Below are 24,259 nucleotides of genomic sequence, written 5' to 3' on the forward strand. Positions count from 1 at the left end.
ATCGCTAAAACATGATCTGCTTAACAAAAAGCCCGTGATTTCCTTGTTAGGAAACCGTAACTTATAACCAGTTCACGTTTTAACAATTACATACGAGGTAGTCTTATTGCGCTAGGTGGTCGTGAATTACCTAAAGCAATTTCGGTGTTTACGGTTAGCACTCTCAGATAGGAATCGTTATGTCATCAGTTATTCAAACGCTCAGCGGCGCTATCGCAACGCCTTATCAAGCGAATATTACCGTCCCTAACTGGATGCTCGGCTCGATGGAACGGGTCATGCAGTACTATGTCGATAAGAATCTTCGCCTCGATACGCTTTCCGCAGAAATGATGCCAGCACCGGTTGAAGGCAAAAAATATATGCTATACGCACATATTCCCTTCTGCCATACCCTGTGCTCTTACTGTACCTTCCACCGTTTTATGTTTAAGGAAGACAAGGCGCGTGCCTACTTCATCTCATTACGTAAAGAGATGGAAATGGTCAAGGCCCTCGGCTATGACTTTGAATCTATGTACATTGGTGGTGGTACCACCACGGTATTAGAAGACGAATTAGCCCGTACCATAGAACACGCTAAAACCCTATTTCCTAGCATTAAAGAAGTCTCCTGCGAGTCCGATCCACAGCATTTAGACAGCCCAGGCTTTAAACAGCTCAAAGGCTTAGTGGATCGCATGTCTATCGGCGTACAAAGCTTTAATGACGATATTTTAAAAATGACCGACCGACTCGATAAATTCGGCACGGGTCAGCAAACCTTCGACAAGATCATGGGTGCCAAAGAGTTGTTCCCTATTATCAACGTCGACCTGATTTTTGGTTTCCGCGGCCAAACCGATGAAGTGATCCAACATGATCTCGACATGGCATCGCGCTTAGACCCAAGACAAATTACCACCTATCCGCTGATGATCACTCATCAAACCCGTAAGAGTGTTAAAGGCAAATTAGCGGCGCCGCAAGCGGATATGGCAAACCAATATCGCCAAATATTAAACAGTCTTAATGGTCAATATAATCAATTGTCTGCATGGGCATTTGGTAAAACCGATGATGAAGGATTTGACGAATACGTTATTGATTACGACGAATACTTAGGGGTAGGTTCGGGCTCATTTAGTTTCTTAAATGACACGCTTTATGTGAACACTTTCTCACTACGTAAGTACCAAGAACGCATCGCAGCGGGTCAAATGGGTGTCGAGCAACAAAAGAACTACAGCAAAAAAGACGTGATGCAATATCGCTTTTTGCTGGGCATGTTCTCCGGCCGTTTATCGCGTAAATATTTCCGCGAAACCTTTGGCGTCAATTTAGATACCGCCTTATTTAAAGAAATGACCTCGATGAAACTGATTGGCGCCATCAAAAACGACCCAACCAATCCCGACAATCTGATCGTCACCGATAACGGCAAGATGATGGGTCTATTGATGATGAAAGAGTTTTACTCAGGCATGGACAACGTGCGCGCTCAATTGCGTAAGCCACTCAAACCCTGCGATATGTAACACTTATTGATGATTGTTGATTCATAAAGACTAAACAGGCCCTTCGAGGGCCTTTTTGTTAACTCGGTTTAAAGGTAATCTTGCCCAGTACTATTAATTGAGCACAATCCCAACAATAAAGGAGTATTCGTTATGGGTTTTAATGAACAAGAAAAACAAGCCTTATTAGCACTCAAAGGCGTTGGCCCAACGGTAATTAAACGCTTCGAAGAAATTGGCATCAGCTCGCTGCAACAACTCGCCCAACACGAAGTGGATGATATTGCTAACTTAGTCGCCAGCATGCTGCGCACCACTTGCTGGAAAAATAGCCCACAAGCGCGAAATGCGATAAGTGCGGCCATCGACCTCGCCCGCGCGCAATAATCGTTCCCCATTGATACTAAAACATCCAACTAGAGTTAAGAAGTACATGTCAGCACACTTAGCCATACCCCTTTTTGCTATAGTTTTACTCGTCTACGGAGAAACTGCCTCTGCCAACGATAGCAGTTTTGGCGATGCTAATGGCTCTATTACCTTGAAATATCAGCCTAATATCAGTATGGATAAAGAGTCTCTCTTCATCAGCGAGACCGAAGTCAGGGTCGATTATGTGTTTACCAACACCAGTTCGCAGGATCTTATCGTCCCCATCGCCTTCCCCATGCCACCGATGTTTTTTGGCTCCGCCGATCACAGCAGTATTGATAACTTCACCCTTAAAGTGAATGGCAAAACCCAGCCAACTCAACACAGGCTTGTTGCCCAACTTGCCGATAAAACCGATATTTCAACCGAGCTGAAACAGCTTGGCTGGGGTGTAGATGAAGTCGCTTACTTTGCCGAATATGCCGAAGTCCCCGAGGGCAAACCCGCGCTCCCCAAGCAATGGTTGGATGAGGACCAACAAATCGCCTTTACCCTAAGTGATTACTTTGTGTGGGAACAAACCTTTCCCGCGGGCCAATCTGTCGCTATCAGCCATAGCTACACGCCAAGCCTCTCAACGGGCATCCCCGATACTGCCAGTAGTATTATTGATACTTACACTGAACTGGCCTGTTTAGATGAAAGCGCCAAGCAAGGGATTAAGAAACGCAATCTCGTCGTTAAACAAGACGGTGAAGATCAGGAGATTGGCGTCGAATGGAGCCATCTTAGCTATATTTTGGTCACAGCTAATAACTGGCAAGGGTCGATTAAGGACTTCAAACTCACCCTAAAAAAATCCCAGCCCACAGATCTCATTAGCTTGTGTTTTGATGGCGAGCTTAAAAAAACTGACCCACTCACCTTTGAGTTCCAGCAAAAACAGTTCACGCCAAAGCAAGATCTCAGCGTCCTGTTTATTCGTAAACCGAATTTTGAATAATCAGAAAAGAAGCCAGCTAAGTGCTGGCTTCTTTATAACTTGCTATTTTTAATTTAAAAACTATAGGTCATACCTAACCAGTAACGGCGGCCATCTTCGATATAACCGTATTCCTCTTGGGTAATTTCCTTATCGAAGGCGTTATAAATGCCCGCGCTAAATTTCAGGCTATCGTTCAACTGGTAGTTAGCCCCCAAATCCAGCAGAGTATAAGAAGGGGCGATTAAGCTGCTCGATGAAGGTCCTGTCGTCGGTTGGCTCTCTTCGCCACGGTAGTTCACCCTCAACCAAGTGCTTAAATTATCAATAGGCTCGTAGTTGAAAGACGCTTGAATCAAATGCTTAGGCAATTGATTCAATGGGCTACCTTTATAAACACCTGTCTTTTGCTCCGAATCCGTATAGGTATAGTTACCTGTCAAACTCAAGTTTGAGCGAATGCGATAGTCGATACTCAGTTCAATCCCTTGGGTCACAGCTTCGTCGACGTTCACATAAGTCGTCGGATTAGAACCAAATTGATTTGGACCATCAGTACATTGAGTCGCAGGACAGGCTACGCGGGTGATCTTGTCATTAAACTCGTTATAGAACACACCCGCGCTGGCGGTAATGCTCTCGGTCAGATCAGAATACAAACCTAACTCGTAGTTAACTGAAGTTTCAGGTTGTAAATCTGGATTACCGTACATGTTGCCACCGCGGCTGACTTGTCCCCAGTCGGGCACTGTCTGGCGTAAACTCGGCGCCCTAAAGCCTGTTGATACACCGCCCTTTAAGGTGGTGCTGTCGGTTAATCCCCACACGCCATAAACGCGCGGACTGACATGATTACCAAAGTTTTCATCATCATCCAAACGCAGCCCCATGGTCAGAGCAAAGCTATCGACAATGCGCCATTCATCCTCGGAAAACACCGACCATTGTTTGCGACTAATATCAGTTAAGTCACTCACTTGGTTACCTGTTTCGTCGGTTAAATCTTGATGGTTGAATGCTGCGCCAAAGGTCGCTGTATGACTTTGGCCTAACGTAGTGATAAGGCTAGATTGCGCATCCGTGTTAGTGATTTTCATCTTACGGGTTTTATTATCAAACACTTCATGCTTGATATAGCTATCCGAAGTACCAAAGTCCCAACGACCTGTATGTGAAAGGGAGAAGGTGCTGTTTTCATATTCTGTCGTTGAAGATTCAGGGCAACCGCGACGACCACAGGCTTCGCCCGGTGCTAACGGTGTGACGGTTTTACCTAAACTGCTGTCGAGTTCTTGGTTAGAAGTGCCAACTTCAAACATGATATCGTGATTTTCATTAGGCGTGAGCGCAAATCTCGCTGTCAGATTAGTCGCATCGCGACCTCGGTAACCACCATAGATTTGATCTTCTTCACGCTGGGTATATTGACCATAAAGTTGCATCCCTAGCAGATCTTTGATCAAACCACCGTTGACGAAAAAGTTGCCTTGATACACATTTCCCGAGTCAGACTTTTCCTGCAAAGTGCTGTCGAGTCGCACCTCACCCTGCCACTCGTTTGGCACTTTGCGAGTGATAATGTTAATTACCCCACCAATGGCATCCGAACCATAAAGTGATGACATAGGCCCGCGAACAATTTCAATTCTATCGATGGCCGCCAATGGTGGCGTCCAAGCGCCTTCAACGCCTGGGCCGTCACTGTTGGTCCGTGTCTCGCGCGAGGATTGGCGTTTACCATCCACTAAAATTAACGTGTATTGACTACCCATGCCCCGCAGACTGATATCCTGACGGTCTGCACCGCCCGTAATCACTACGCCGGGCACTTCTAACATGGCATCGGTTAAGTCGCGGTAGAAGCGGTTATCCAGATCCTCACGGGTGATCACGCTGATAGAAGCTGGCGCATCGCGAATTTGCTGTTCAAATCCCGATGCAGTCACCACGATTCTTTCCATCATCTTTTCTTTATCTGACGCGGTATCCGCAAGGGCATTTGTTACTGGTACTGTGGGCAACAAACATAAAGCGGTGATCACTTGAGCGAGGTACTTCTTACGACTTAACAACATAACCGACAAGTCTCCATTAGAGCAAAGATTGTAAATGAGAACAATTTTCAATACGGCAATGTATCTCTATGTTACAATCAGCTCAAGTTAGACTTTAGGTATTCACTTGTAAGAGTTACTTAAAAATGAATAAAAACATGATCAAAGGGATGATCGTTTTTGCGACAATCGCAGAAAAGGGCTCAATGAGTGCCGCAGCACAGCAATTAAATCTCAGCTCGTCGGCGGTAAGTCAGCAAGTGACCAAGCTCGAAATGGACATGGGGATCAGCCTGTTCCACCGCAATACCCGCAACCTCACACTCACCGAAGCGGGCAGTTTGTTCTACGAGAATTGCCGCAAGGTCATAGCGATAGTCGAAAGCACAGAGCAGAAACTTAATAACTTGAAAGGTATTCCATCAGGGGAATTAAAGATTGCCGCGCCTATAGGATTTGGCGGCGGCTTGTTAAGCGAACCTTTTAATTACCTGTTGGCAGCACATCCACAGATAAGTTTGAATTTACTGCTGCAAGATGGCCCGATAGATATAGTCAACGACGGTATCGATCTGGCGATTTGCATCGGCCCCTTATCGGATTCCAACCTAATTGCCCGCCATTTAGCCGATTGGCGTATGTTACTGTGCGCCTCACCTAATTATCTGCCAATGCATAAAAACCTTAGCCACCCAAAGGAATTAACTGAATTAAATCGGATCTATCACACTTATGCTAAAGGCGATATCTTAACCCACGCCTTCAGCCAAGCGTGTTTTGAACTGACAAGCCAGCGAATTAGCGTCAACAATATGCAGGCGTTAATTCAACTCACACTCGATGGTCTAGGATTTGCCGCCCTGCCCGAACCTGAAGTACACAAATACCTCGAAAGCGGCCAACTTGTCACCCTATTACCCGAATGGTCACTCAATACCTACAGTGTTTATAGCGTAACGTCGGCGCGAGATAAGCAGCCCGCAAAAGTGAAAGAAGCGCTCAATGCACTTAGCCAATACTTTAGTCAGGCAGATTTTCACCAAGCCTATCATGTTAATCTGGGCCATCAAAAAGATGGCGTAAACGATAACGTAACCAATATCTTACCAATTAAAACTAAGAAAAAGTCACATCATCTTGATGTTGGTCACGCATCTTGAGGATACCTTACACGCATTCATTTCTGCGCTAAGCTGGGGTATTCTGCGGTGATAAACCGATAAAAAGATGTAACCCGATGAAAGATGTGGCCTTAGTGTTGGAAGGTGGTGGCCTCAGGGCCATTTATACCGCAGGTGTATTAGACGCGTTTTTACAGCAGTCACTTCACTTCAACTATGTAATTGGGGTATCTGCAGGTGCCATTTATCCCGCGTCCTATGTATCCCGCCAATTTGGTCGCAATCTCCACATTCAGCAGCAATATCTCAATGACAAACGCTATATGGGCATCCGCCATTGGCTGGCAACGGGTAATTATGTCAATACAGACTTTACCTACCGTCGCATGGCTTATGAGTTGCTGCCATTTGATTTTGATACATTTTTAAATAGTAATACCGAATTCAAGGTCGGCGCCTTTAACTGCAATACAGGAAACACCGATTACTTTGGGATGGCCGATTTTAATGAACATGATAAATTGCTCGACGTGCTCATTGCCTCCTCTAGCCTGCCTTTTATGTCTAAACCCAGCGTGATTAACCAACACCATTACCTCGATGGCGGCATCGGCGAACCGATACCGTTAGCGCAATCACGCAAAGATGGTTATGCACGCCAAGTGGTGATCTTGACTCAAGATCAGCATTACCAAAAATCCGCGATGAAAATGAATTGGTTAGCCCGCAAAACCTATAAACGCTACCCCGCAGTTGCCCATGCGTTAAGTGAGCGCCACCGAGTTTATAATCAAGCATTAACCGAGTTAGACCAAGCCGTTGCAGCGAATAACGCCTTTGTGATCCGTCCAGCACTGCCACTTAATTTATCCAGGCTCGATCGCAATATCGATAAGGTGACCGCCGTCTATCAACAAGGGCTAGCGGATGGAAAAGCAGTCTTACCCACATTAACCGCTTGGTTAACGGCACCAAAACTGCCTAAATCTGAGGTGTAATCGAACGCAGCACTTGGCTAATAATCAACTCTCGCAGCCATTTATGGCTCAAGTCGTGTTCGAAGTGTTTGTGCCACATCAATAAATACGCACCGGGGATCAGCTTGATGGGTGATGGTAAAGACTGAAGCTCAAAAGACTTCATCCCAGCCAAGGCATAGCGCGAAGGTGCGCAGAGGATTAAATCGCTCTGTTCACACAGGGTGAGAGCACTCTGAAAGTCGGTCATGTTCACGGCGATATCACGCTGGCGGCCCTCGAGTTGCAACACATCATCCAGCAACCAATGCTCTAAACCGCCAAAGGCCACTTGCAGATGGCGATAACTCAAGAAGGTATCTAAATTCCATTCTTGTGTTAACGCCGGATGATCACGACGCATCAAACACACTGGATAATCCTGCACTAACTCAACATGGCATAAGTCATCGGGAATATTATTCACATGCATGGGTGAACGCTCGTCCCACTCGCGACAACCTATGGCTAAGTCGATGTCGCAACGCAGTAATCTGTCCATGGTATCGAGTCGCCACGTTTGGCAATTGAGACTCACACCGGGAGCTTGAGTGAGCAACATGGGCATAAAATGGGGAAAGGTCAGTGAATAGGTGGTTTCGACCAAATGCATTCTAAACTGTCGTTGGCTCAAAGCGGGTTCGAAGGTGTCCGGCCGAGTAAATTGCGCCAATTGCTGTAAGCATTGGCGCAACTCAGGCGCAAGTGACAAAGCCTTGGGTGTCGGTTTTAGGCCGTAGGCGGTACGTTCAAATAAAGGATCATCAAACACTTCCCTCAGACGTGTGAGCTGTTTACTCACCGCCGACTGGCTCAAATGCAACCGCGCAGCAGCGGCGGTCACGCTTTGCTCCTCAAGTAGAATTTCGAGTACGGGCAGTAAATTCAGATCCAAACGTTTTAGCATCTATGCCTCATTCACCCCAAAATAATGACTAGGGTTGCACTTTTTTAAATGGATTTAACCTTAAATTCTGCGGCAACTTCATCAATAACAGTGACAATAAAATCACCGCGATTCCCATCCATTGGCGCATATCTAAAGTTTCCCCCACAATCATGACCCCTAATGATACGGCAATCACAGGGTTGACTAAAGCGACCATACCCATGATTTCTGGCCCTAAGTTTCGCATCGACCACAGCCAAGCCCAATAGGCAACGGCGGTGTTGGCAATCACTAACCATATCAGTGAAGGTACAAGCGTCATACTCGGTAGCTGCGGTGGCCCTGCCATAAACCAAGCCAGTGGGATCAACATCAAACCGCCTAATAATAGCTGCCACGCGGTCAGCACTAAAAAGTCACCCACATCCCACTTTTGCATCCAGCGAGAAGAAAAGGCAATTAACGTCGTAGCGCTCAACATGCACAACACGCCGATAGGATCGAGATCCGCCGAAGGGTTAAGCAGTAAAATCACCCCACCAAGACCCATTAAGCCTAATAATAACCACTTCATTCCTGGGCGTTTTTTATCAATGAGCCAAGCCAGTATTAAGAAGATGAGCGGCAGAGTGGCCCCTAAGGTTCCCGCCACCGCGCCCGGCAAACGATACGCGCCGATAAATAGCAAGGCGAAGAAGGCACCAATATTACAAAAAGCCAGCAAACCAAGCTTTGACCAAACCAAAGTTGGCAAACGAGGACGCAGCATCAGCATTAATATCCCCGCAGGCAAGGCACGCCACACGGCTACCCAGTAGGGCGACATGTCATGTAAGTAGAGACTCACTAACGCATAGGTAGTCCCCCAAAATACAGGAGCGAGTAACGCAATAATAAAGGGCATAATGACTTCTTAAAAAGTATCTTGATATTGAGATATGTTACTTTGAGATAATAAAACAGGCAAGCCTTGAGATAACAATTCCACCTATTACAACCTCTATTGCATGAACTTAGCCAAATCCACCCACAACAGACACTGCGCTTGGGCACCGTTTGCCGTATAATCGGCAGTCATTTTCTACAGGCGGGCCAGTATGTTCCATATCGCACTCTATGAGCCAGAAATCGCACCTAACACAGGTAATATCATTCGCCTTTGCGCAAACAATGGCTGCCAGCTGCATTTGATTGAGCCATTAGGTTTTGATCTAGAAGAGAAAAAGCTACGCCGCGCGGGTTTGGACTATGCCGACTTAACCAATGTGACTCGCCATAAAGACTTCGATGCTTTCCTCGAAGCCATGGCAGGCAAGCGCATTATGGCCTGCACCACTAAGGGGAGTCGCCCGCATACAGAGCTGAGTTTTGCCAAAGACGATGTGCTGCTATTCGGCCCAGAAACCCGAGGTTTACCGATGGCGATTATCGAATCCATCCCCACTGAGCAGAGACTACGCATCCCCATGGCGGCCACCAGCCGTAGCTTGAATCTGTCTAATGCGGTGGCAATTATCAGCTATGAAGCGTGGCGTCAGCTTGGGTTTGAAGGCGCGGTTTAATGCGTAGTGATGCTTAAGTGGATTAGTCTGGACTTAACCTGTCAATATTCAAATCACGATGCAATCAGATCCGACGGGTTACTTTAACTCCATTCGCCCCTAAAGCAAGACAGTTGAGCTACGCGCATTACGCATTAATTGTCATTGCTTCCCCAGTGACACGCCATAAATATATCCCTATAGACTCGACGGCGGCATATATCCATCCATGCCGCCAGCGATCACTGGTGCAACAATGCCAATCCTCACTAACCCTTCTGCTGTTCGTTTAGCTAAAAAGCTATTGCCCCAATTTAGCGGTATCAGCCAAGTACTGATTCGTAGTCAGCTATAGGCCAAATGTTGCTAATACTTCATACCTAGCTGTTTTTCGATTTAAATATTCTAAACCCCCCTTCCAGTATCAGCACAATAACGGCAAGCCAAATTCCTATATAGGTAGGCCATTCACCTGGGTTGATGGTTTCACCAAGCATTATTGCAACGACCAATAATAGTAAAGGTTCGACATAGATAAGCAGCCCGAAAAGACTTAGATTTAGGTATGGTGCAGATAAGGATTGTAACCCGAGCGCTAATGCACTAATTGCACCTAAGCCAATGACTAACCATAGTGGTGAGCTGCTATGACTTAATAAGCTTTCAATCACATAGCCACCACTAAAGATAAAGTAGATACTCACTGGCACACTGAGCATCATATCAAACCATACTCCACCAATGTTATTCGTACCGGTTTTATGTCTTAACCAGAAATAGATTGGGTATCCTAGGCAAATGGCAAGTGTTGGCCAAGCTAATGTTTGGGAAATGGCGAGTTGATTTAACACACCTAGCAATGCAAACAGGCAAGCTATCAATTGCATTCGTGACATTTTGTCTTTAAATGCAAATCGGCCAACGACCACCATAGTGATGGGCATAATAAAATAGCCAAGTGACACCGCTAAGCCATATCCATTGCTGGGAGCCCACATGAATAACCAAAGCTGAATGCCGATTAAAAAGCTTGATGCTATTCGAGTTAACCAAAAGTGCTTTTCACGGATTATTCGCTGATAAATAACGATGACTTGCGACCAGTACCCCTGCACGCCGATAAAAACCGTTAAAAGTGGAAGCGTAAATAGTATGCGCCAACCATAAATTTCCTCACCACTGAGAGCGTCCAATAGGGCGGTATAAGCAAACATCAACGCAAAAAGTGCTGATGCGGCCACATTCAAACTTACGCCGAGCAAGGTATTGGAGATTGGTTTCATGACATCCATAACGCAAAAAGTAATTTAGCTGTATTTTATTGTGTTACCTTTGAAATAAGCTCTCTAAGTTGATGCTATTTCCGATAAAATTTCTCACTTGGATGTCAATATGTCACTCGATAAATACGACCATGCTCTTCTCGCGTTACTCCAACTGAACTGCCAAACCCCTCTACGGGAGTTGGCGGAAGCCGTTCATTTATCTACGGCATCGGTTCAGCGTCGTATTCAAAAGCTGAAAGACAGCGGTTACATTCAATCTATGACCGCCATTTTAGATCCCGATAAGCTAAATAAAGTCATCACCATTTTTGTTGAAGTTCAGGTTGAAAAAAACGATATGAATACGCTTCGGCAGTTAAAAAAAGACTTTTCTGGTCCAGAAGTTCAGCAATGTTACTACGTAACAGGGGATGCCGACTTTATGTTGGTGCTGTTAGTTCCTCATATGCAACGATTCCAGGAGATATGTGATCAAATGTTCCACAATAATGCTAACGTAAAATGGTTCAAAACAATTGTGGTGCTGGATAGAGTTAAAGTGACTTTGGATGTGCTGTAATATCGTAGATATATAGCATTTTCTGTTAGTTAGCAGTCGCGAAGTTAATTTTAGCCCACTTGTGACAGCATTAATTGCTCCTGTAAGTTAGCATAGGATCTGGGTTGCCCCTCTGCCACAATCCCTGCTCTAAGCAATTGATCACGAGTTTTTCACCCGACTTTAGTCATTCGAAATCTACAGATGAAAGCAAGGGATCTATCACGTATATGTCCCAAAGTGAGTTGTGTGGTGTCAAGTAGAGATTGTACGATTAAGTCGTACTACATAACCAAAACTGCCAGTTCGTGTATGAGTTAGTACACTTATTGAGATGGCGCGACTGGCGTCATCTCTATCCCGCGAAAAAGCTGATAGCGATCAACATCATCGTCTAAATATTGAATATTCTGCGTCCATTGCCATGCGTTAGCTTGAGCACCCGCCCCCTTTGCCTCGAACAGTAATTGAATTAACGCAGACCGAGCAGTCACCACGCCCTCACCCAGCAAAGAATAATCGCCATTTTGACGATATAAGCTAAAGACTTGCTGCTTCTCTTGGGACACGCCATCGTAATAGGTCAACAACACTTGCTCGCCCTGCTCCCTAAACCACCAGGTTTCACTATAGGGCGCACGCGTGCCAACACTCACAGACAATAACAGCTGCCGCTTATCATGGGAGCAAAATCCGGTGACAGTCACTTTTCGTGGCACTTCCCCCACCTTGGCTGCATCGCCCACCCATTGACCGGTAAACTGAGGGCAAAACTCACTAAAACTCACCTTAGCCGCGTGCGCAGCCAGAGGAATAGTAGCACTCAGTGCAATTGTCACTCCCCATAATAGTCTTAATCGGTTGATTTTATTCTGCATCTACCTAGTCCTCAGCCGAAATATCACCCTAGATTAGCCTGTAATTCTGCCATCAACAAATCACAATTAGCCGACAACTATTCACAGATGCTTACACAAAGCGTCCCGCTATGGGTTATCACTCAGTTTGCTTTCATGCTCGGTTTCTATACTCTCGAATCTGCACTACAAATAAAATCATTATAACTATATGTATGATAAGGAGACTCACAGTGAAGAAGACAGGAATCTTATTGCTCTGTCTGTTGATGCCATTCGGCTCAGCATTTGCGGAGCAGGGTAAACCGCTCTCGGTGGAATTGCTCTGGCAACTTAAGCGTATTGGTAGCCCAGTCGTATCGACCTCTGGTGAGCATATTATTGCGCCAGTCACAGAATATGATCTAAAGGAAGATAAAGGTTCGACCCAGTTATGGCGTTTTGATGGCGAAGGTAAGAATAATCGCGCTATTACAGTCAAAGGGTTAAAGGTGAGCGAGCCCGTGTTTTCGCCCGACGGCAAAACCTTGGCCTTTGTGAGTGAGCGAAATGAAGACGACGCAGGCCAAATCTACCTATTGCCTATGGACGGTCCGGGTGAAGCGCAACGCTTAACCGACATACCTACTGGCGTAAATGGTATTAAATGGGTTGGCAAGCATTTGTATTTCATCAGCAATGTATTCCCAAATCAAACATGGGACGAGATGAAAACCCAACTAAAAGCCGACGAGGATAATAAGGTCTCCGCTCGCCAGTGGAACGCTTTGCCCTACGCTCAGTTTGATCACTGGTTAGATGAACGTCGCCAAGCCCATGTATTTATGATCCCCGCTTCGGGCGGCGAAGTCGAATCCGTGACGCAAGCGCTCGGCCATGAATTACCACGCTCGAGCCAAAGCAGTTCAAGTTACGATATTTCACCTAATGAAGGCTTAATTGCCTTCAGTACTTATGGCTCAGACAACCGTATCGACCCTAAACTGGATATTTTCCTTGCGACGATTGGCAGTGGTAAAGCAGAGAATATCACCCCAGAAAATCAAGCCGCAGATGCTGATCCCAGCTTTAGCCCCAATGGCAAAACGCTGGCTTTTACCCGTCAGAAAATCCCCGGTTTCTATGCCGATACTTCAAGGCTGATGTTACTGGATATCGATAGCCGTAAACTTAATACGCTAACACCAGAGTGGGATCGTTCGGTCAGCCAATTTAATTGGACCCCCGACAGTAAAGGCTTTTATGCCACCATTGAAGATGCCGCCACTAACCGCATTTATCATATCGATGCCAAAAACGGTAAAGTCAAAGCCATTACAGAGGCAACTGACTTTGGCCAACCCGCCATAGGCAAAGACGGTGAACTGATTGCCACCAACGAGAGCTTTTTGCACCCAGCGCGCTTGGTCAGCATTAATCCCCGCAATGGTAAGACGGTACGCCTAGAGAATTTTAATGACGATATTCTCAAAGATGTTGATTTAGGCACTTACGAATCAGTGACCTACAAGGGATATCAAAATCAAGATATTCAAATGTGGGTTCACTATCCCCCCGGATTCGATCGCAGTAAAAAATATCCACTCTTTATGCTAGTTCACGGCGGGCCACACAACGCCATTACTGACGGTTTCCATTACCGTTGGAACGCACAAACCTTCGCTTCTTGGGGATATGTCACTGCATGGCCAAACTTCCATGGATCTAGTGGCTTCGGACAAGCGTTTGCCGATGCGATTAACCCAGATTGGAAGAATAAATCCCTCGAAGATGTGCTCAAGGCGGCAGACTGGTTTAAACAGCAAAGCTGGATAGACAGCGACCGCATGGTGGCGGGTGGCGCAAGTTATGGCGGTTATCTGACCTCAATTATTTTAGGTCAACCACATCCCTTTAAAGCCTTGTTGATCCACGCTGCGGTTTACGACATGTATTCACAAATGGCGTCGGATTTTGCCGTGCACAGCACCCGATTTGGCAACTACTGGGATAATCCTGAGCTGTATAAAGCCATTTCTCCGCATTACTTTGCGGCTAACTTTAACACTCCGACCTTAGTCAGCCATGGCCAACTCGATTACCGAGTACCTGTGGGACAAGGTTTTGAACTGTTCCGCACCCTGCAAACTCGCAATGTGGAATCACGGATGATTTACTTCCCAGATGAAAATCATTGGGTTATGAAACCCAATAACTCTATCTATTGGTATAACCAAGTGAAAGATTGGATGACCCATTATGCTAAGCCGGGCGCGCAATAGCACCTAGAACAGAAAAGCAAAAGGTCTGCACTATGCAGACCTTTTCTTTATTGAATCAAGCCTCGCAATGATGGCTTATTGGCCAAATCCGGTGGCTTTAATATTGACGGTTTGCACTTTGCCGTACTTAGCGGCAATAGGTGCAATTTTAGCCGCATTGCCAATCAGCACAAATTGCAGATCTTTTTGCGGGAAGTAAGTTTTCACTAACCTTTGGGTTTCTTCTAAGGTCAAACCATCCACCTTAGCTTGGAACTCATTGATAAACTTATCATCGAAACCGTACAGATACATGCCTGATAAGAGCCCCGCCAGCTGACCTGAGGTTTCAAACTGAGGCGGGAACTGGCCCTTAACATAGGCTTTAGCCGAATCTAAGGTCGCTTGGTCTACACCTTTTTCCCATAAACGTGCATAAGTTTTTAAGGCTAAATCCATCGCTTCTTGAGTGGTTTCCGTCTTAGTGAAAGTGCTGATAGTAAACACACCCGAGTCGGTATAAGGACTAAAACCTGAGCGCGCGCCATAGGTTAGCCCCGCGTTCACCCGCAGCTCGTCGTTAAGCCAAGAGGTGAAGCGACCACCTAAAATAGTGTTAACTACCGTTAAACCTACATAGTCTGGATTGTCACGACTAATGCCTAAACCCCCAATCACAAAAGTAGTTTCGATTGCATCGGGTTTATCCACCAACAAGACTTTGGCCTCGGTCAACTGAGGCAAACCTTGGTTTAAATCAGGTTGTACCAGTTTTTCGCTGCCCTGCCACTGACCAAAGGTTTGCGTCAGCTTGGCTTTCATCGTCGCCACATCAAAGTCACCCACGACAGTTATCGCGGTATTGGAAGGTTGATAGTAACTCTTATGGAAAGCGCGCAGCTGCGACACGGTTACTTGCTCCAGTGAGTCACGGTTACCCGAAGCCGCATTGCCATAAGGATGTGCACCAAATACGAGCTTATCGAAGTAACGACCAATCACAGCTCGTGGGCTTTCTTTATCTTGCTGCAGCCCAGCAATCGCGCGCTGTTTGAGTTTATCGAACTCGGCGGCATCAAAATCAGGCGTTAACATCGCCGCGCTAAATAAGCCCAGCATCAAGTCAATGTCCTTCGCCATAAAGTCAGCACTCAGATAACTGCCTTCCTTATCCGCTTCGGCCACTAAGCTTGCACCGAGAAAATCCACTTGCTGCTCGATATCTGCCTTAGATTTCCCCGCCGCACCTAACAGCAAGCCTTCTGCTGTCATTTGTGCCACGCCTGCGGTGGTGTCATTCACAGCACCGGCGCGTACCACGGCATTTAAGGTAATTAACGGCACTTCGCGCTGCGGCATTAAGTACACAGTTAAGCCGTTATCTAACACAAACTTATCGTAACTTGGCATCGCAAAGCTGCCAGTATCGACCCGCTTTGGTGCCGATGTCGCCGCGCAGCCCGCTAAGACTAAGCTTGTGCCTAAAGCCAATGCTGCCATTAACTTAGACGATTTCCCAAGTGATGCCATCTTAAGTGATTTCACTGCTGTCGATTTCATAGGGAAGACTCCTCGGTTGCCGCCAGCACAGCCACAGTGCGATTCGATTTACGTAAGTAGGTTTGGGCAACTCGTTGAATATCCGCAGGCGTCACCTTGTTATAGGCTTCAGGTGCATTAAATAACTTGTCGTAACTGCCAAAATACATCTCATAGGTGCCTATGGTATTAGCCTTACCATTAATGGTTTCCATCGAACGATAAAAATCCATCAACTTAATATTTTTAACTTTATCCAGTTCTTGCTGGGTCACGCCCGTTGTCGCAATCGCATCGATTTGTTCAATCAACGCATGCTCCAGCGTCGAGGCTTTCACCTCAGGTGTAGCAACGCCCATCACATAGAAGAGGTTAGGATCGACCGACATCGGCATGTAGGTTTGCGCTTCTAAGGCCACTTGTTTATCAACCAATGATTGATATAAACGCGAGCTATTACCTTGGCTTAGAATCGAGCTTAATAAGTCCAGCGCATAAAAATCCGCATGGGTTGCCGCCGGAATATGGTACGCCAACATTACGTTAGGTGTGCTGACCGATGCCTTCTGCACAAAGGTGCGACGCTCACCCTTTTGCTCAGGTTCGACAGTGCGAATCGCTTTAGGCGGAGTCTGTGCCGGAATAGGCGCAAAGTACTTGTCTGCCAAGGCTTTTACTTGGGCAAGCTTTACATCACCGGCAATCACGACCACGGCATTGTTCGGCGCATAATAGGTTTTATGGTACTGAACTAAATCTTCCAGCGACCAAGCGGCAATATCCGACTCATGGCCGATCACCGACCACGAATAAGGGTGAGCTAAAAACGCCACGCCTTTGATTTCGCCTTCAAGGGCATTCCAGTTAGAGTTTTCTAAGCCAGTGGAACGCTCCGACTGCACTACGCCACGTTCGCTATCGACCATGGCTTGGTTGATATCTAAGTTAGCGATGCGGTCAGCTTCGAGATCGAACATAGTTTCGAGCGCATTGGCGGGGAACCAATCGGTATAAACCGTCATGTCTTCAGTGGTATACGCATTGTTCGCGCCACCTGCTGCTTCCATAGTACGGTCGAACATTTTTGGGCCGTACTTTTTCGAACCGTTGAACATCATGTGTTCGAAAAAGTGCGAAATTCCAGTAATGCCGGGCACTTCGTTACGTGAACCGACCTTCCAAAATAAATACATGTTGGCATTGGGAATAGAGGCATCTTCTAGCACCATGATTTTCATGCCGTTATCTAGCGTGAAACTCTTAATGTCTTCTGCCGTGGTGGCCTGTGCTTGGCTTAGGGGGTTCAAAAGTCCCATGGCCAAAACCAGAGCCGATAGCGTGCACTTCATCTTGTTCGCTCCTTGCTGTAAATATCCACATATAGAGGTAAATTGTTTAACAAATCAAGCGCAGGAAGCTTATCCCGCGCCGATTTTTTGTAAGCTCAAGTTATACCGCAGCGCTTACGGAATAATACGTTAGCCACTTATTGGGCTTTGAGTGCCGTTAACGCCACTTTGGTCATGGCCTCAACGCCCACTTTTAGCGCGCTTTCATCCACATAAAATGCCGGCGAATGATTGCTGGCCGCCGTTTCAGGGTCCGTTCCCTTTGGCGTCACCCCGAGGAAGAAAAACATCCCCGGCGTTTCTAAGGCATAGTAAGCAAAGTCTTCGGCACCTGTGATTAACCCGGGTTCAATCAGCATCTTATCGCCCACCACGCTCGCAAGCACGGGCCGCATACTGGCGACTAATTCGGGATTGTTAACCACCACAGGATAACCTTGGTGGATCTCTGTGGTCGCAGTCGCACCAAGCGTTTTTGCCGATAACTCGGCCATTTGCGCTAAACGCAGTTTAATATCGGCGCGCATGGGTTGGTCGAAGGTACGAATCGTACCAATCAGCTCGACTTCATCGGGAATAATATTAGAGCGTATGCCACCATTAACCGCACCAAAACTCACCACGGCAGGGGCTTTAGTGATATCCACCTGACGGCTGACGATCGTTTGCACATTGGTAATAATTTGCGCCGCAGCGACAATAGGGTCGACCCCATTCCAAGGGCGCGAACCGTGGGTTTGGCGGCCTTTCACTTTGATGGTAAAAGAATCCTCACTCGCCATCGCAGGGCCACTGCGTAGGCCAATCATGCCACTCGGCATGCTCGAGGTCACATGCATACCAAACACTTGGGCAGGTTTACGCTTAGCAAACAGCCCTTCCTTTAGCATCAATTCTGCGCCGCCTTCTTCCCCGTCTGGCGCGCCTTCTTCGGCAGGTTGGAAGATAAACATCACATCACCCGCGAGGCTGTCTTTCACTTTCACGAGGTTTTCAGCCACGCCCATCAACATTGCCACATGGGTATCGTGCCCACAGGCATGCATCACCCCCACTTTTTGATCACGATAGGTATCGGTCGCTTTAGAGGCAAAGGGCAAATCAACCACCTCAGTCACAGGCAAGGCATCCATATCCGCCCGAATCGCAATCAAGGGACCGGGCTTGCCGCCTTTCAGCTTCCCGCCTTTCAAAATGGCCACCACGCCCGTATGCGCCACACCCGTTTGTACTTCTAATCCTAAGGATTTCAGATGTTTTTCAATAATCTTGCTGGTGCGAAACTCACGGTTAGACAACTCAGGATGTTGATGCAAATCACGACGCCAGTCGATCACCTTTTGCTCCACACCCGCCGCCAACTTAGCCGCATCCGGCATAGCACTGGTCGCCGCTTGTACCGAATTAAAACCCGTGCCCATAAAACTCAAGGCTAAGGCCGACGCGAGTAAGGTCTTGGAAAAACGGGATTTATTTACTAGGGGCTTAAATTCAAATGATGTTGATGCAGCAAGTGATACAGAGGGTAAAGTCATAGCGATAGCCTATTGTTGTTTTTATAAGCTACCTAAACTACACGGACAAGGAGGAATTGTTAATAGATTTAATGATGAAGGTAAATAACACAACAGGTATTAGGGACTAAAAACCGTCAGCAATAGAGATTAAGCACTGCCACTACAGTGACTCGCAGCCAGTCCGTCCATGGATGCTCGAACGTGGCATCCATGCCACGGACGGTCACTTCCATGACAGTGCTTAATGCCGTTAATTCCGGCGTACATATTTAGCTTATTTCTCATCCACAACATCTATTAATGGATGAATCACGCAGTTCTTTAGGCGCAAATTTGCACGACCATAGGCTGATATGCATTCCCTTGTTTCGCATTGAATCAGTTCTCTAGAGATTTGATTCATCTTAAGGGGAAAAACGCCCCAGAATAGCCGCAAACTGGGCAATAGGACGTGGTTTAGCGGCTGACGTGAATCACGTCTGGGGTAGAGTGATTCACGAGCTTAGTTTGAGGCAATTCTGAGTTAGATTTTTCAACACCAAATTGCTGAGTTGCGGACTAGAGAGCATAAAAATTCCTATGTGATAGCGCCAGGAGTCCCACGCAGAGCCAGCAAAACACGCCAAAATCATTCCAAAACGTCACCTTGATTACTTTGGTAGCTGCTCATATTCAAGTTCTAATACTTTTAGCTCTCTAAGTAATTCGGTGACAATTTGGCTAACTTCAACTGATTGCGCATATATTTCGCAACCTTTTCTATGAAGTTCTTCGTTACTTATACCACTAATTTGATCACGAAAATTTTGAAAAAAGGCGTCATGTGCCAACTGATTTCGAGCGTCACATGCTTTTTTAATTTTGGCACTTAATTCCTTATTTTTGCATAATTTTCGGAAATTAGTATTTAATCGTTGAAGGCCCCCTTTTTCTATATTATTTTCATTAAAATCATAAGACAACGTCTCTGAATCTTGAATTTTCAATCGAATAACATCATACGAAGTAGTGATATATTTTCTGAGAATAGATTCTACAAACTGAAACTCTTTTAGTGCACTAAACAGTGCTTTTTCATAATTTTTTTGTAACTCAACTTTATCTAACAACCTAACATTCCCCTTGAGTAGTTAACGCCTTTCACATCGTAGTCAGAGTGAGTAATATTATGTTTTATATGTATAAGTACACGTAGTATTTGCGATACCAGTTACACCATTATATTCATGAGCCGTTATATTCACTGTGCTCCAAGATACAGGGGTATACTCTTTAGCTACTGAATTTAGTACATCAGAGCACTCTTGGTAATCAGCTTGTGTATCAGGGAGGAACCTATGAACACTACGAAAAGCTACAACAATAAACCCTTGTTCAGTATGTTTGCTGCTGTATTCTGAAGTCGCATCATACGTTACTGGACCAACATGATTTACTAGCTTTAACGTAGGTGCGGCACAGCCAGAAAGAAACACCAAAAGGCATGTAGATAATAAAGATTTTAAGTTCATGATATTCTATATCCTAACGGTATTTTCGTTCGAGATATTATCTAATTTTTTCATAACAAAAGACACAATTAGAAATTATATCGGTGATAATTTACTGGCGCATATCATTTCATTATTGCGTATGAGTGTTTACCTCATTGAGAGAACCAGACTAGGTAAGTTTGATTCACGGATTTTAACGACCATGTATTTAAACCTCGTCCTAAAGACATTTTATAAAAACCTTCAGGTCACATATTTTTATTGATAAATTTCTTCAAACCATCGGACTGGCGGCGCGCTGTTAAACAAGGCCAAGACGCTATATATCATTGGTAAAATAGACCAATTTACCTTGTCTATTTTGTCGCAATGCCATAGTCAGCACGAAAGGATTTCAACCCTCGGCTTGAAAATTGTAGGGCACGGGTGTCGAGGGCTTTCTCTGCCCAGCCTTTAGCCAAAATATCCTTAAGAACCCATTGACCTAGAACACCAGCAAGATGACTGCGACGCTCGCTCCAATCGAGGCATGACTTACATAAAGGACGGCGAGATTGACGACTTTTCGGTACATCGAATACATCATCTGGTGCACCCAGCAACGAGTGTTCTACGCCACGTTTGGCAAAAAAGGTCATCCCTGCTGCGGTGATTTTTGTTTCGCCCCCTTCATGGACGATCAAATCCTGCCGACTTAAGCTGTCGTAAAGTGCAACCCCCAATTCACCCGCGAGATGATCATAACAAACGCGAGCCAGTCTCAATCTAGGGTCCGCGGGCCCACGGATTACCTTAGGGCTCGCAATGGCAACGCTCATGTTGAGCAGACTTTCCAACAGTTCGGCCACTTGGCGACTCTGCAGCTGAAAATACTTATGCCTCCCCTGCTTACGCACGAGTAATAGTTCGCCTTCAACCAACTTAGTTAAATGGCTGCTGGCAGTCTGCGGTGTGATGTCTGCTTCAAGAGCCAGTTCTGTCGCCGTCAATGCCTGTCCGCCCATAAGAGCAATCAACATACGTGAGCGGGCGGCGTCACCAATCAAGTTGGCAATAAAGGCAATATTTGGTTCCATGCTTGTAATCTCATTCGGGGACAGTTCGATAACCATCGAAGCATTAAGTTTTCAGGTAATTACAATGCAGCTAAAACCTTTACCACACAAGTCAATGGCGCCAAACACTATGAAAATTACCTGTTTTATCGAATACAAAATAGACCCCTTCAAATTGGAACAATTTGCCCAATATGCTGAAAACTGGGGCGATATTATTCCAGCCTACGGTGGCGAACTCCTTGGCTACTTTCTGCCACACGAAGGCACCAATGACACTGCATATGGTCTCATTAGCTTCGATAGTCTGGCCCACTATGAACGCTATAGAGACAAACTGAAGACAGAAGCCGCAGGCAAGGCAAATTTTCAGTTGGCCAAGCAAGGAGAATTTATTTTGAGTGAAAAACGCAGTTTCCTAAAGCCGATAGCCAATACCTATCAAAGAGCTGCGGAGACAAAACTATGATGGTAGTTATTTTTGAAGTCGTGCCGAATCCCGGCTGCCAAGAAAAGTATTTAGAGATAGCCGCCGACCTGAAATCGAGCCTGAGTAACATTGAAGGATTTATTTCAATCGAACGGTTTCAGAGTATGGTCAATCCCGAACGCTTATTATCGCTGTCATTCTGGGAGAATGAGGCTGCGGTACAAGCTTGGCGACAACAGATATATCACCGGGAGGCACAAACTCAAGGACGCGAACAATTATTCGCCGATTATCGCCTGCGGGTTGCCGAAGTTGTTCGTGACTATGGCATGTTCGACCGTGCTCAGGCACCAAGGAGCAACTGATATGCTGCTACTTGAGTATCTGAACGCCCATTTTTATACTCGGCAACAACTGCTCGAAGTGACAGGGCAGACAGAAGCTAGGTTGATTAACTACCAAACTCAAGGCGTTATGCCTGCATGCTCCTATCGACTGCAGCTCAGCATAGTTTGCGATTCCGTCTTTGGCACACATAATGAACAGCTGGCAATTGAATACTATGCCAAAGGCTATGGCGCTTGGTTAACTATGCTGCATCAACTCGATACAGACACAGACATTTATCCCATCTTTCAGCGGCGCTATCTTGAAGCCATTGAAAAATTAACCGCCCCAGAAGGCAACGGCCTCGAGCGGATTCCAGACACCAATCTAGCGCAACATATACAGCAGGAATGGGAGCATTTCCTAGCGGGCACCTATGGCTTATGTACTCAATCTGGATTACCGGAAGATATTGCCGCCAAAGAACTCGCCATAATCACAATTAACGCTTTAACCAGTAAAGACGAGCTGAGTCATAACGAGTTACTCAAACTGACAACGGCAGTCACGCTGCTAGATGAGGTCAGCGCTGCATTTGCGCCGCACGAAAAATCCCGAAGTTCCCGCTATCGTCTAGTGGATGAAATACGTCGGCGTTATCGACTAGCGGATCACGCCAACACATAGCCTTAGCTGCAAAGGAAATGATTTTAGTTAAACCGCTACGACTGCATTAATTTACTTTATGCATCTCTTTATATAAGAACACTACGTCTTTATCGATGATTTCTAATCGCCAGCCATAGTGATGCGCGATCCACTCAAAAGTCGCTTCGGCGTAAAAATTGATGTGGGTGGGATCGTTTTTATAGTGCCAGCGGGCAAATGCGATTTTATCCTGCACACGCTTGGTCATGACCGCCAAAATGCCATTAGGTTTTAATAACCTATCGAGCTGAGTAAGCAAACCTGCGGCACCACTCACGTGTTCAATGACTTCGGTCAAGGTAATAAAGTCGTATTGGCGGGCTAATGTTTCGGGATTATTGGCGTAATAAAGGTCGTAATTATCTATCTGATAACCGCGCGCCTTTGCCATTAGACTCAATGCCTTACCTTCTCCACAGCCAAAATCGAGCCCTTGGGCCGAAATGCTAACACGGCTAAGTAGTGGCTCGAGTGTGCGATTTAAAAATGTTTGATAGCCGAGATCATCGGCATGATTCTCGTGCTTATCGTACTCGGCTTTTTCTGCCTCGGCCGAAAGATAAAACTCAGAAGGCACGCTCACCAGTTGGCAGGTTTGGCATTGCAGGTAACTGCGCTTCCTATCTTGATGATAAGCGAGTAATTCAACGCCATGACATAAGGGGCAGATATTCAACAACAATTCCTAGGGATAGTAAGGTGCATAGTAATGTGCATAGTAATGTGCATAGTAATGTGCATAGTAATGTGCATAGTAATGTGCATAGTAATGAGAATAGTCGTAATGCCCACAAATAATGCTAGCACTGACCAGCTGAAATCGACTATATCGATGGCCTGATTAAGGTTTAGGGATTTTACGCTCTTTTGCGGCGGCTTCTTTTGCTTCCCGTAAATATTTTTGCTCGCGACTTTCTCTTTCGTCGAACTGTTTTTGTGCCTTAAGTTTTTGCTGCGCTTCCCAATCGTTGGTTTGGGATTGTTGCTTAATTTTATCTTCCCGCTCTGTCGTCTCTTTAGTGGCTTGACGGGCCTTTTCTAATTGAGCCTGTTCTAATCGCTGTGAGTCGATGCGTGCCTTATCGGCTTTTTGCTCTAGGGTCAATCTAGGCTTTGGCGCCTCGGCGGCATTTGTTAACGCGAGATGAAAACTAAAGATGAGGACTAGCGATATTAATATTTTAGAGATTAACACTTTAAATAAATACGCCATTTCCTGTCTCCTTTATTCGATAATTGAATGAATCAATGATAAAAGCCAATTCACGCAAGATGTGCAAAACATAGCATAAAATCTGCCTAAGCTTGAAATATGCAGCAGGTGTTCTTAAAAAATATGCTTGAATACAAGTCTTAAACTACACTTTTTAAGTTTCTATTTGAGTGAAACAACAATTAGGTTTATTTTTAACCCCATTGGAATGATGTACTATTGGGCAACTTCGTGTT

The 24,259-nt window shown here is 45.8% G+C and carries 24 protein-coding genes; 11 read left to right on the forward strand and 13 right to left on the reverse strand.

Features of this window, described 5'->3' with window-relative positions; all coding sequences use genetic code 11:
- Positions 1-179 precede the first annotated feature (179 nt).
- The 3 genes from ACHA99_RS20530 (at position 180) to ACHA99_RS20540 (ending at position 2,871) form a co-directional block, all read left to right on the forward strand.
- Positions 180-1,517: a coproporphyrinogen III oxidase family protein gene (locus tag ACHA99_RS20530; protein ID WP_263197543.1), complete on the forward strand. Its 1,338-nt coding sequence runs from the start codon at positions 180-182 to the stop codon at positions 1,515-1,517.
- 132 nt (positions 1,518-1,649) lie between these two features.
- Positions 1,650-1,883, forward strand: a complete 234-nt coding sequence (locus ACHA99_RS20535) for a hypothetical protein (RefSeq protein WP_011787794.1) — start codon at positions 1,650-1,652, stop codon at positions 1,881-1,883.
- A 46-nt stretch (positions 1,884-1,929) separates the two neighbouring features.
- Positions 1,930-2,871, forward strand: coding sequence for a DUF4424 domain-containing protein (locus ACHA99_RS20540; protein ID WP_173248132.1), 942 nt, complete (start codon positions 1,930-1,932; stop codon positions 2,869-2,871).
- Positions 2,872-2,924: 53 nt separating this feature from the next.
- Here ACHA99_RS20540 and ACHA99_RS20545 read toward each other — a convergent pair whose 3' ends face one another.
- On the reverse strand, positions 2,925-4,925 hold the full coding sequence (locus tag ACHA99_RS20545) for a ligand-gated channel protein (protein WP_393944694.1): 2,001 nt from the start codon (positions 4,923-4,925) through the stop codon (positions 2,925-2,927).
- A gap of 125 nt (positions 4,926-5,050) precedes the next feature.
- Here ACHA99_RS20545 and ACHA99_RS20550 point away from each other — a divergent pair, with 125 nt between their 5' ends.
- Complete coding sequence (locus tag ACHA99_RS20550; protein WP_263237330.1) at positions 5,051-6,064, forward strand: LysR family transcriptional regulator; 1,014 nt, start codon at positions 5,051-5,053, stop codon at positions 6,062-6,064.
- Positions 6,065-6,141: 77 nt separating this feature from the next.
- Positions 6,142-7,023, forward strand: coding sequence for a patatin family protein (locus tag ACHA99_RS20555; RefSeq protein ID WP_306683719.1), 882 nt, complete (start codon positions 6,142-6,144; stop codon positions 7,021-7,023).
- On the opposite strand, the gene ACHA99_RS20560 is transcribed toward ACHA99_RS20555, so the two are convergent.
- Both ACHA99_RS20560 and ACHA99_RS20565 read right to left on the reverse strand, forming a co-directional pair.
- Positions 7,007-7,948 (reverse strand): LysR family transcriptional regulator, encoded by a 942-nt coding sequence (locus ACHA99_RS20560; protein ID WP_393944697.1) that lies wholly within the window; start codon positions 7,946-7,948, stop codon positions 7,007-7,009. The two genes, ACHA99_RS20555 and ACHA99_RS20560, sit on opposite strands and share 17 nt — an antisense overlap.
- 28 nt (positions 7,949-7,976) lie before the next feature.
- The gene (locus ACHA99_RS20565; protein ID WP_113940307.1) at positions 7,977-8,834 is read right to left on the reverse strand and encodes a DMT family transporter; all 858 of its coding nucleotides are present in this window, start codon (positions 8,832-8,834) and stop codon (positions 7,977-7,979) included.
- A 193-nt stretch (positions 8,835-9,027) separates the two neighbouring features.
- Between ACHA99_RS20565 and trmL the strand changes: the two genes are divergently transcribed.
- Positions 9,028-9,492, forward strand: a complete 465-nt coding sequence (gene trmL, locus ACHA99_RS20570; protein WP_168827769.1) for a tRNA (uridine(34)/cytosine(34)/5-carboxymethylaminomethyluridine(34)-2'-O)-methyltransferase TrmL — start codon at positions 9,028-9,030, stop codon at positions 9,490-9,492.
- Between the two features lie 359 nt (positions 9,493-9,851).
- Here trmL and rarD read toward each other — a convergent pair whose 3' ends face one another.
- Positions 9,852-10,754, reverse strand: coding sequence for an EamA family transporter RarD (gene rarD, locus ACHA99_RS20575; protein WP_168827770.1), 903 nt, complete (start codon positions 10,752-10,754; stop codon positions 9,852-9,854).
- A gap of 109 nt (positions 10,755-10,863) precedes the next feature.
- Between rarD and ACHA99_RS20580 the strand changes: the two genes are divergently transcribed.
- Complete coding sequence (locus tag ACHA99_RS20580) at positions 10,864-11,316, forward strand: Lrp/AsnC family transcriptional regulator (RefSeq protein WP_219251844.1); 453 nt, start codon at positions 10,864-10,866, stop codon at positions 11,314-11,316.
- A gap of 305 nt (positions 11,317-11,621) precedes the next feature.
- Here the strand turns inward: ACHA99_RS20580 and ACHA99_RS20585 are convergent, their stop codons facing one another.
- Positions 11,622-12,173, reverse strand: a complete 552-nt coding sequence (locus tag ACHA99_RS20585; RefSeq protein WP_393944700.1) for a hypothetical protein — start codon at positions 12,171-12,173, stop codon at positions 11,622-11,624.
- A 212-nt stretch (positions 12,174-12,385) separates the two neighbouring features.
- On the opposite strand from ACHA99_RS20585, the gene ACHA99_RS20590 reads away from it, so the two are divergent.
- The gene (locus ACHA99_RS20590) at positions 12,386-14,413 is read left to right on the forward strand and encodes a prolyl oligopeptidase family serine peptidase (RefSeq protein WP_393944702.1); all 2,028 of its coding nucleotides are present in this window, start codon (positions 12,386-12,388) and stop codon (positions 14,411-14,413) included.
- 75 nt (positions 14,414-14,488) lie between these two features.
- On the opposite strand, the gene ACHA99_RS20595 is transcribed toward ACHA99_RS20590, so the two are convergent.
- The 6 genes from ACHA99_RS20595 to ACHA99_RS20620 form a co-directional block, all read right to left on the reverse strand.
- The gene (locus tag ACHA99_RS20595) at positions 14,489-15,952 is read right to left on the reverse strand and encodes a M16 family metallopeptidase (protein WP_393944704.1); all 1,464 of its coding nucleotides are present in this window, start codon (positions 15,950-15,952) and stop codon (positions 14,489-14,491) included.
- Positions 15,949-17,280 carry a M16 family metallopeptidase gene (locus ACHA99_RS20600; protein ID WP_393944706.1) on the reverse strand — a complete coding sequence of 444 codons (1,332 nt, stop codon included), beginning with the start codon at positions 17,278-17,280 and terminating at the stop codon, positions 15,949-15,951. The genes ACHA99_RS20595 and ACHA99_RS20600 overlap by 4 nt, the downstream gene beginning before the upstream one ends.
- A gap of 137 nt (positions 17,281-17,417) precedes the next feature.
- Complete coding sequence (locus ACHA99_RS20605; RefSeq protein WP_393944708.1) at positions 17,418-18,815, reverse strand: amidohydrolase; 1,398 nt, start codon at positions 18,813-18,815, stop codon at positions 17,418-17,420.
- A 632-nt stretch (positions 18,816-19,447) separates the two neighbouring features.
- The gene (locus ACHA99_RS20610; RefSeq protein WP_259524024.1) at positions 19,448-19,906 is read right to left on the reverse strand and encodes a hypothetical protein; all 459 of its coding nucleotides are present in this window, start codon (positions 19,904-19,906) and stop codon (positions 19,448-19,450) included.
- 57 nt (positions 19,907-19,963) lie between these two features.
- Positions 19,964-20,308, reverse strand: coding sequence for a hypothetical protein (locus tag ACHA99_RS20615; protein WP_259524025.1), 345 nt, complete (start codon positions 20,306-20,308; stop codon positions 19,964-19,966).
- 338 nt (positions 20,309-20,646) lie between these two features.
- Positions 20,647-21,366, reverse strand: a complete 720-nt coding sequence (locus ACHA99_RS20620) for an ArsR/SmtB family transcription factor (RefSeq protein WP_393944710.1) — start codon at positions 21,364-21,366, stop codon at positions 20,647-20,649.
- Between the two features lie 64 nt (positions 21,367-21,430).
- Here ACHA99_RS20620 and ACHA99_RS20625 point away from each other — a divergent pair, with 64 nt between their 5' ends.
- The 3 genes from ACHA99_RS20625 to ACHA99_RS20635 are packed head-to-tail and all read left to right on the forward strand — an operon-like array spanning position 21,431 to position 22,789.
- The gene (locus tag ACHA99_RS20625; protein ID WP_263220949.1) at positions 21,431-21,814 is read left to right on the forward strand and encodes an NIPSNAP family protein; all 384 of its coding nucleotides are present in this window, start codon (positions 21,431-21,433) and stop codon (positions 21,812-21,814) included.
- Complete coding sequence (locus tag ACHA99_RS20630) at positions 21,811-22,140, forward strand: antibiotic biosynthesis monooxygenase (RefSeq protein ID WP_263197566.1); 330 nt, start codon at positions 21,811-21,813, stop codon at positions 22,138-22,140. Before ACHA99_RS20625 ends, ACHA99_RS20630 begins: the two co-directional genes overlap by 4 nt.
- A gap of 1 nt (position 22,141) precedes the next feature.
- Positions 22,142-22,789 carry a DUF6058 family natural product biosynthesis protein gene (locus tag ACHA99_RS20635; RefSeq protein WP_263197568.1) on the forward strand — a complete coding sequence of 216 codons (648 nt, stop codon included), beginning with the start codon at positions 22,142-22,144 and terminating at the stop codon, positions 22,787-22,789.
- Between the two features lie 46 nt (positions 22,790-22,835).
- Here ACHA99_RS20635 and ACHA99_RS20640 read toward each other — a convergent pair whose 3' ends face one another.
- Entirely contained in the window at positions 22,836-23,486 is a 651-nt protein-coding gene (locus ACHA99_RS20640; protein ID WP_393944712.1) for a class I SAM-dependent methyltransferase, read from the reverse strand.
- A 165-nt stretch (positions 23,487-23,651) separates the two neighbouring features.
- Positions 23,652-24,023 carry a hypothetical protein gene (locus ACHA99_RS20645; protein ID WP_113940294.1) on the reverse strand — a complete coding sequence of 124 codons (372 nt, stop codon included), beginning with the start codon at positions 24,021-24,023 and terminating at the stop codon, positions 23,652-23,654.
- Positions 24,024-24,259 lie beyond the last annotated feature (236 nt).

Source organism: Shewanella sp. S23-S33, assembly GCF_043359565.1.
Taxonomy (GTDB): Bacteria; Pseudomonadota; Gammaproteobacteria; order Enterobacterales; family Shewanellaceae; genus Shewanella; species Shewanella oncorhynchi.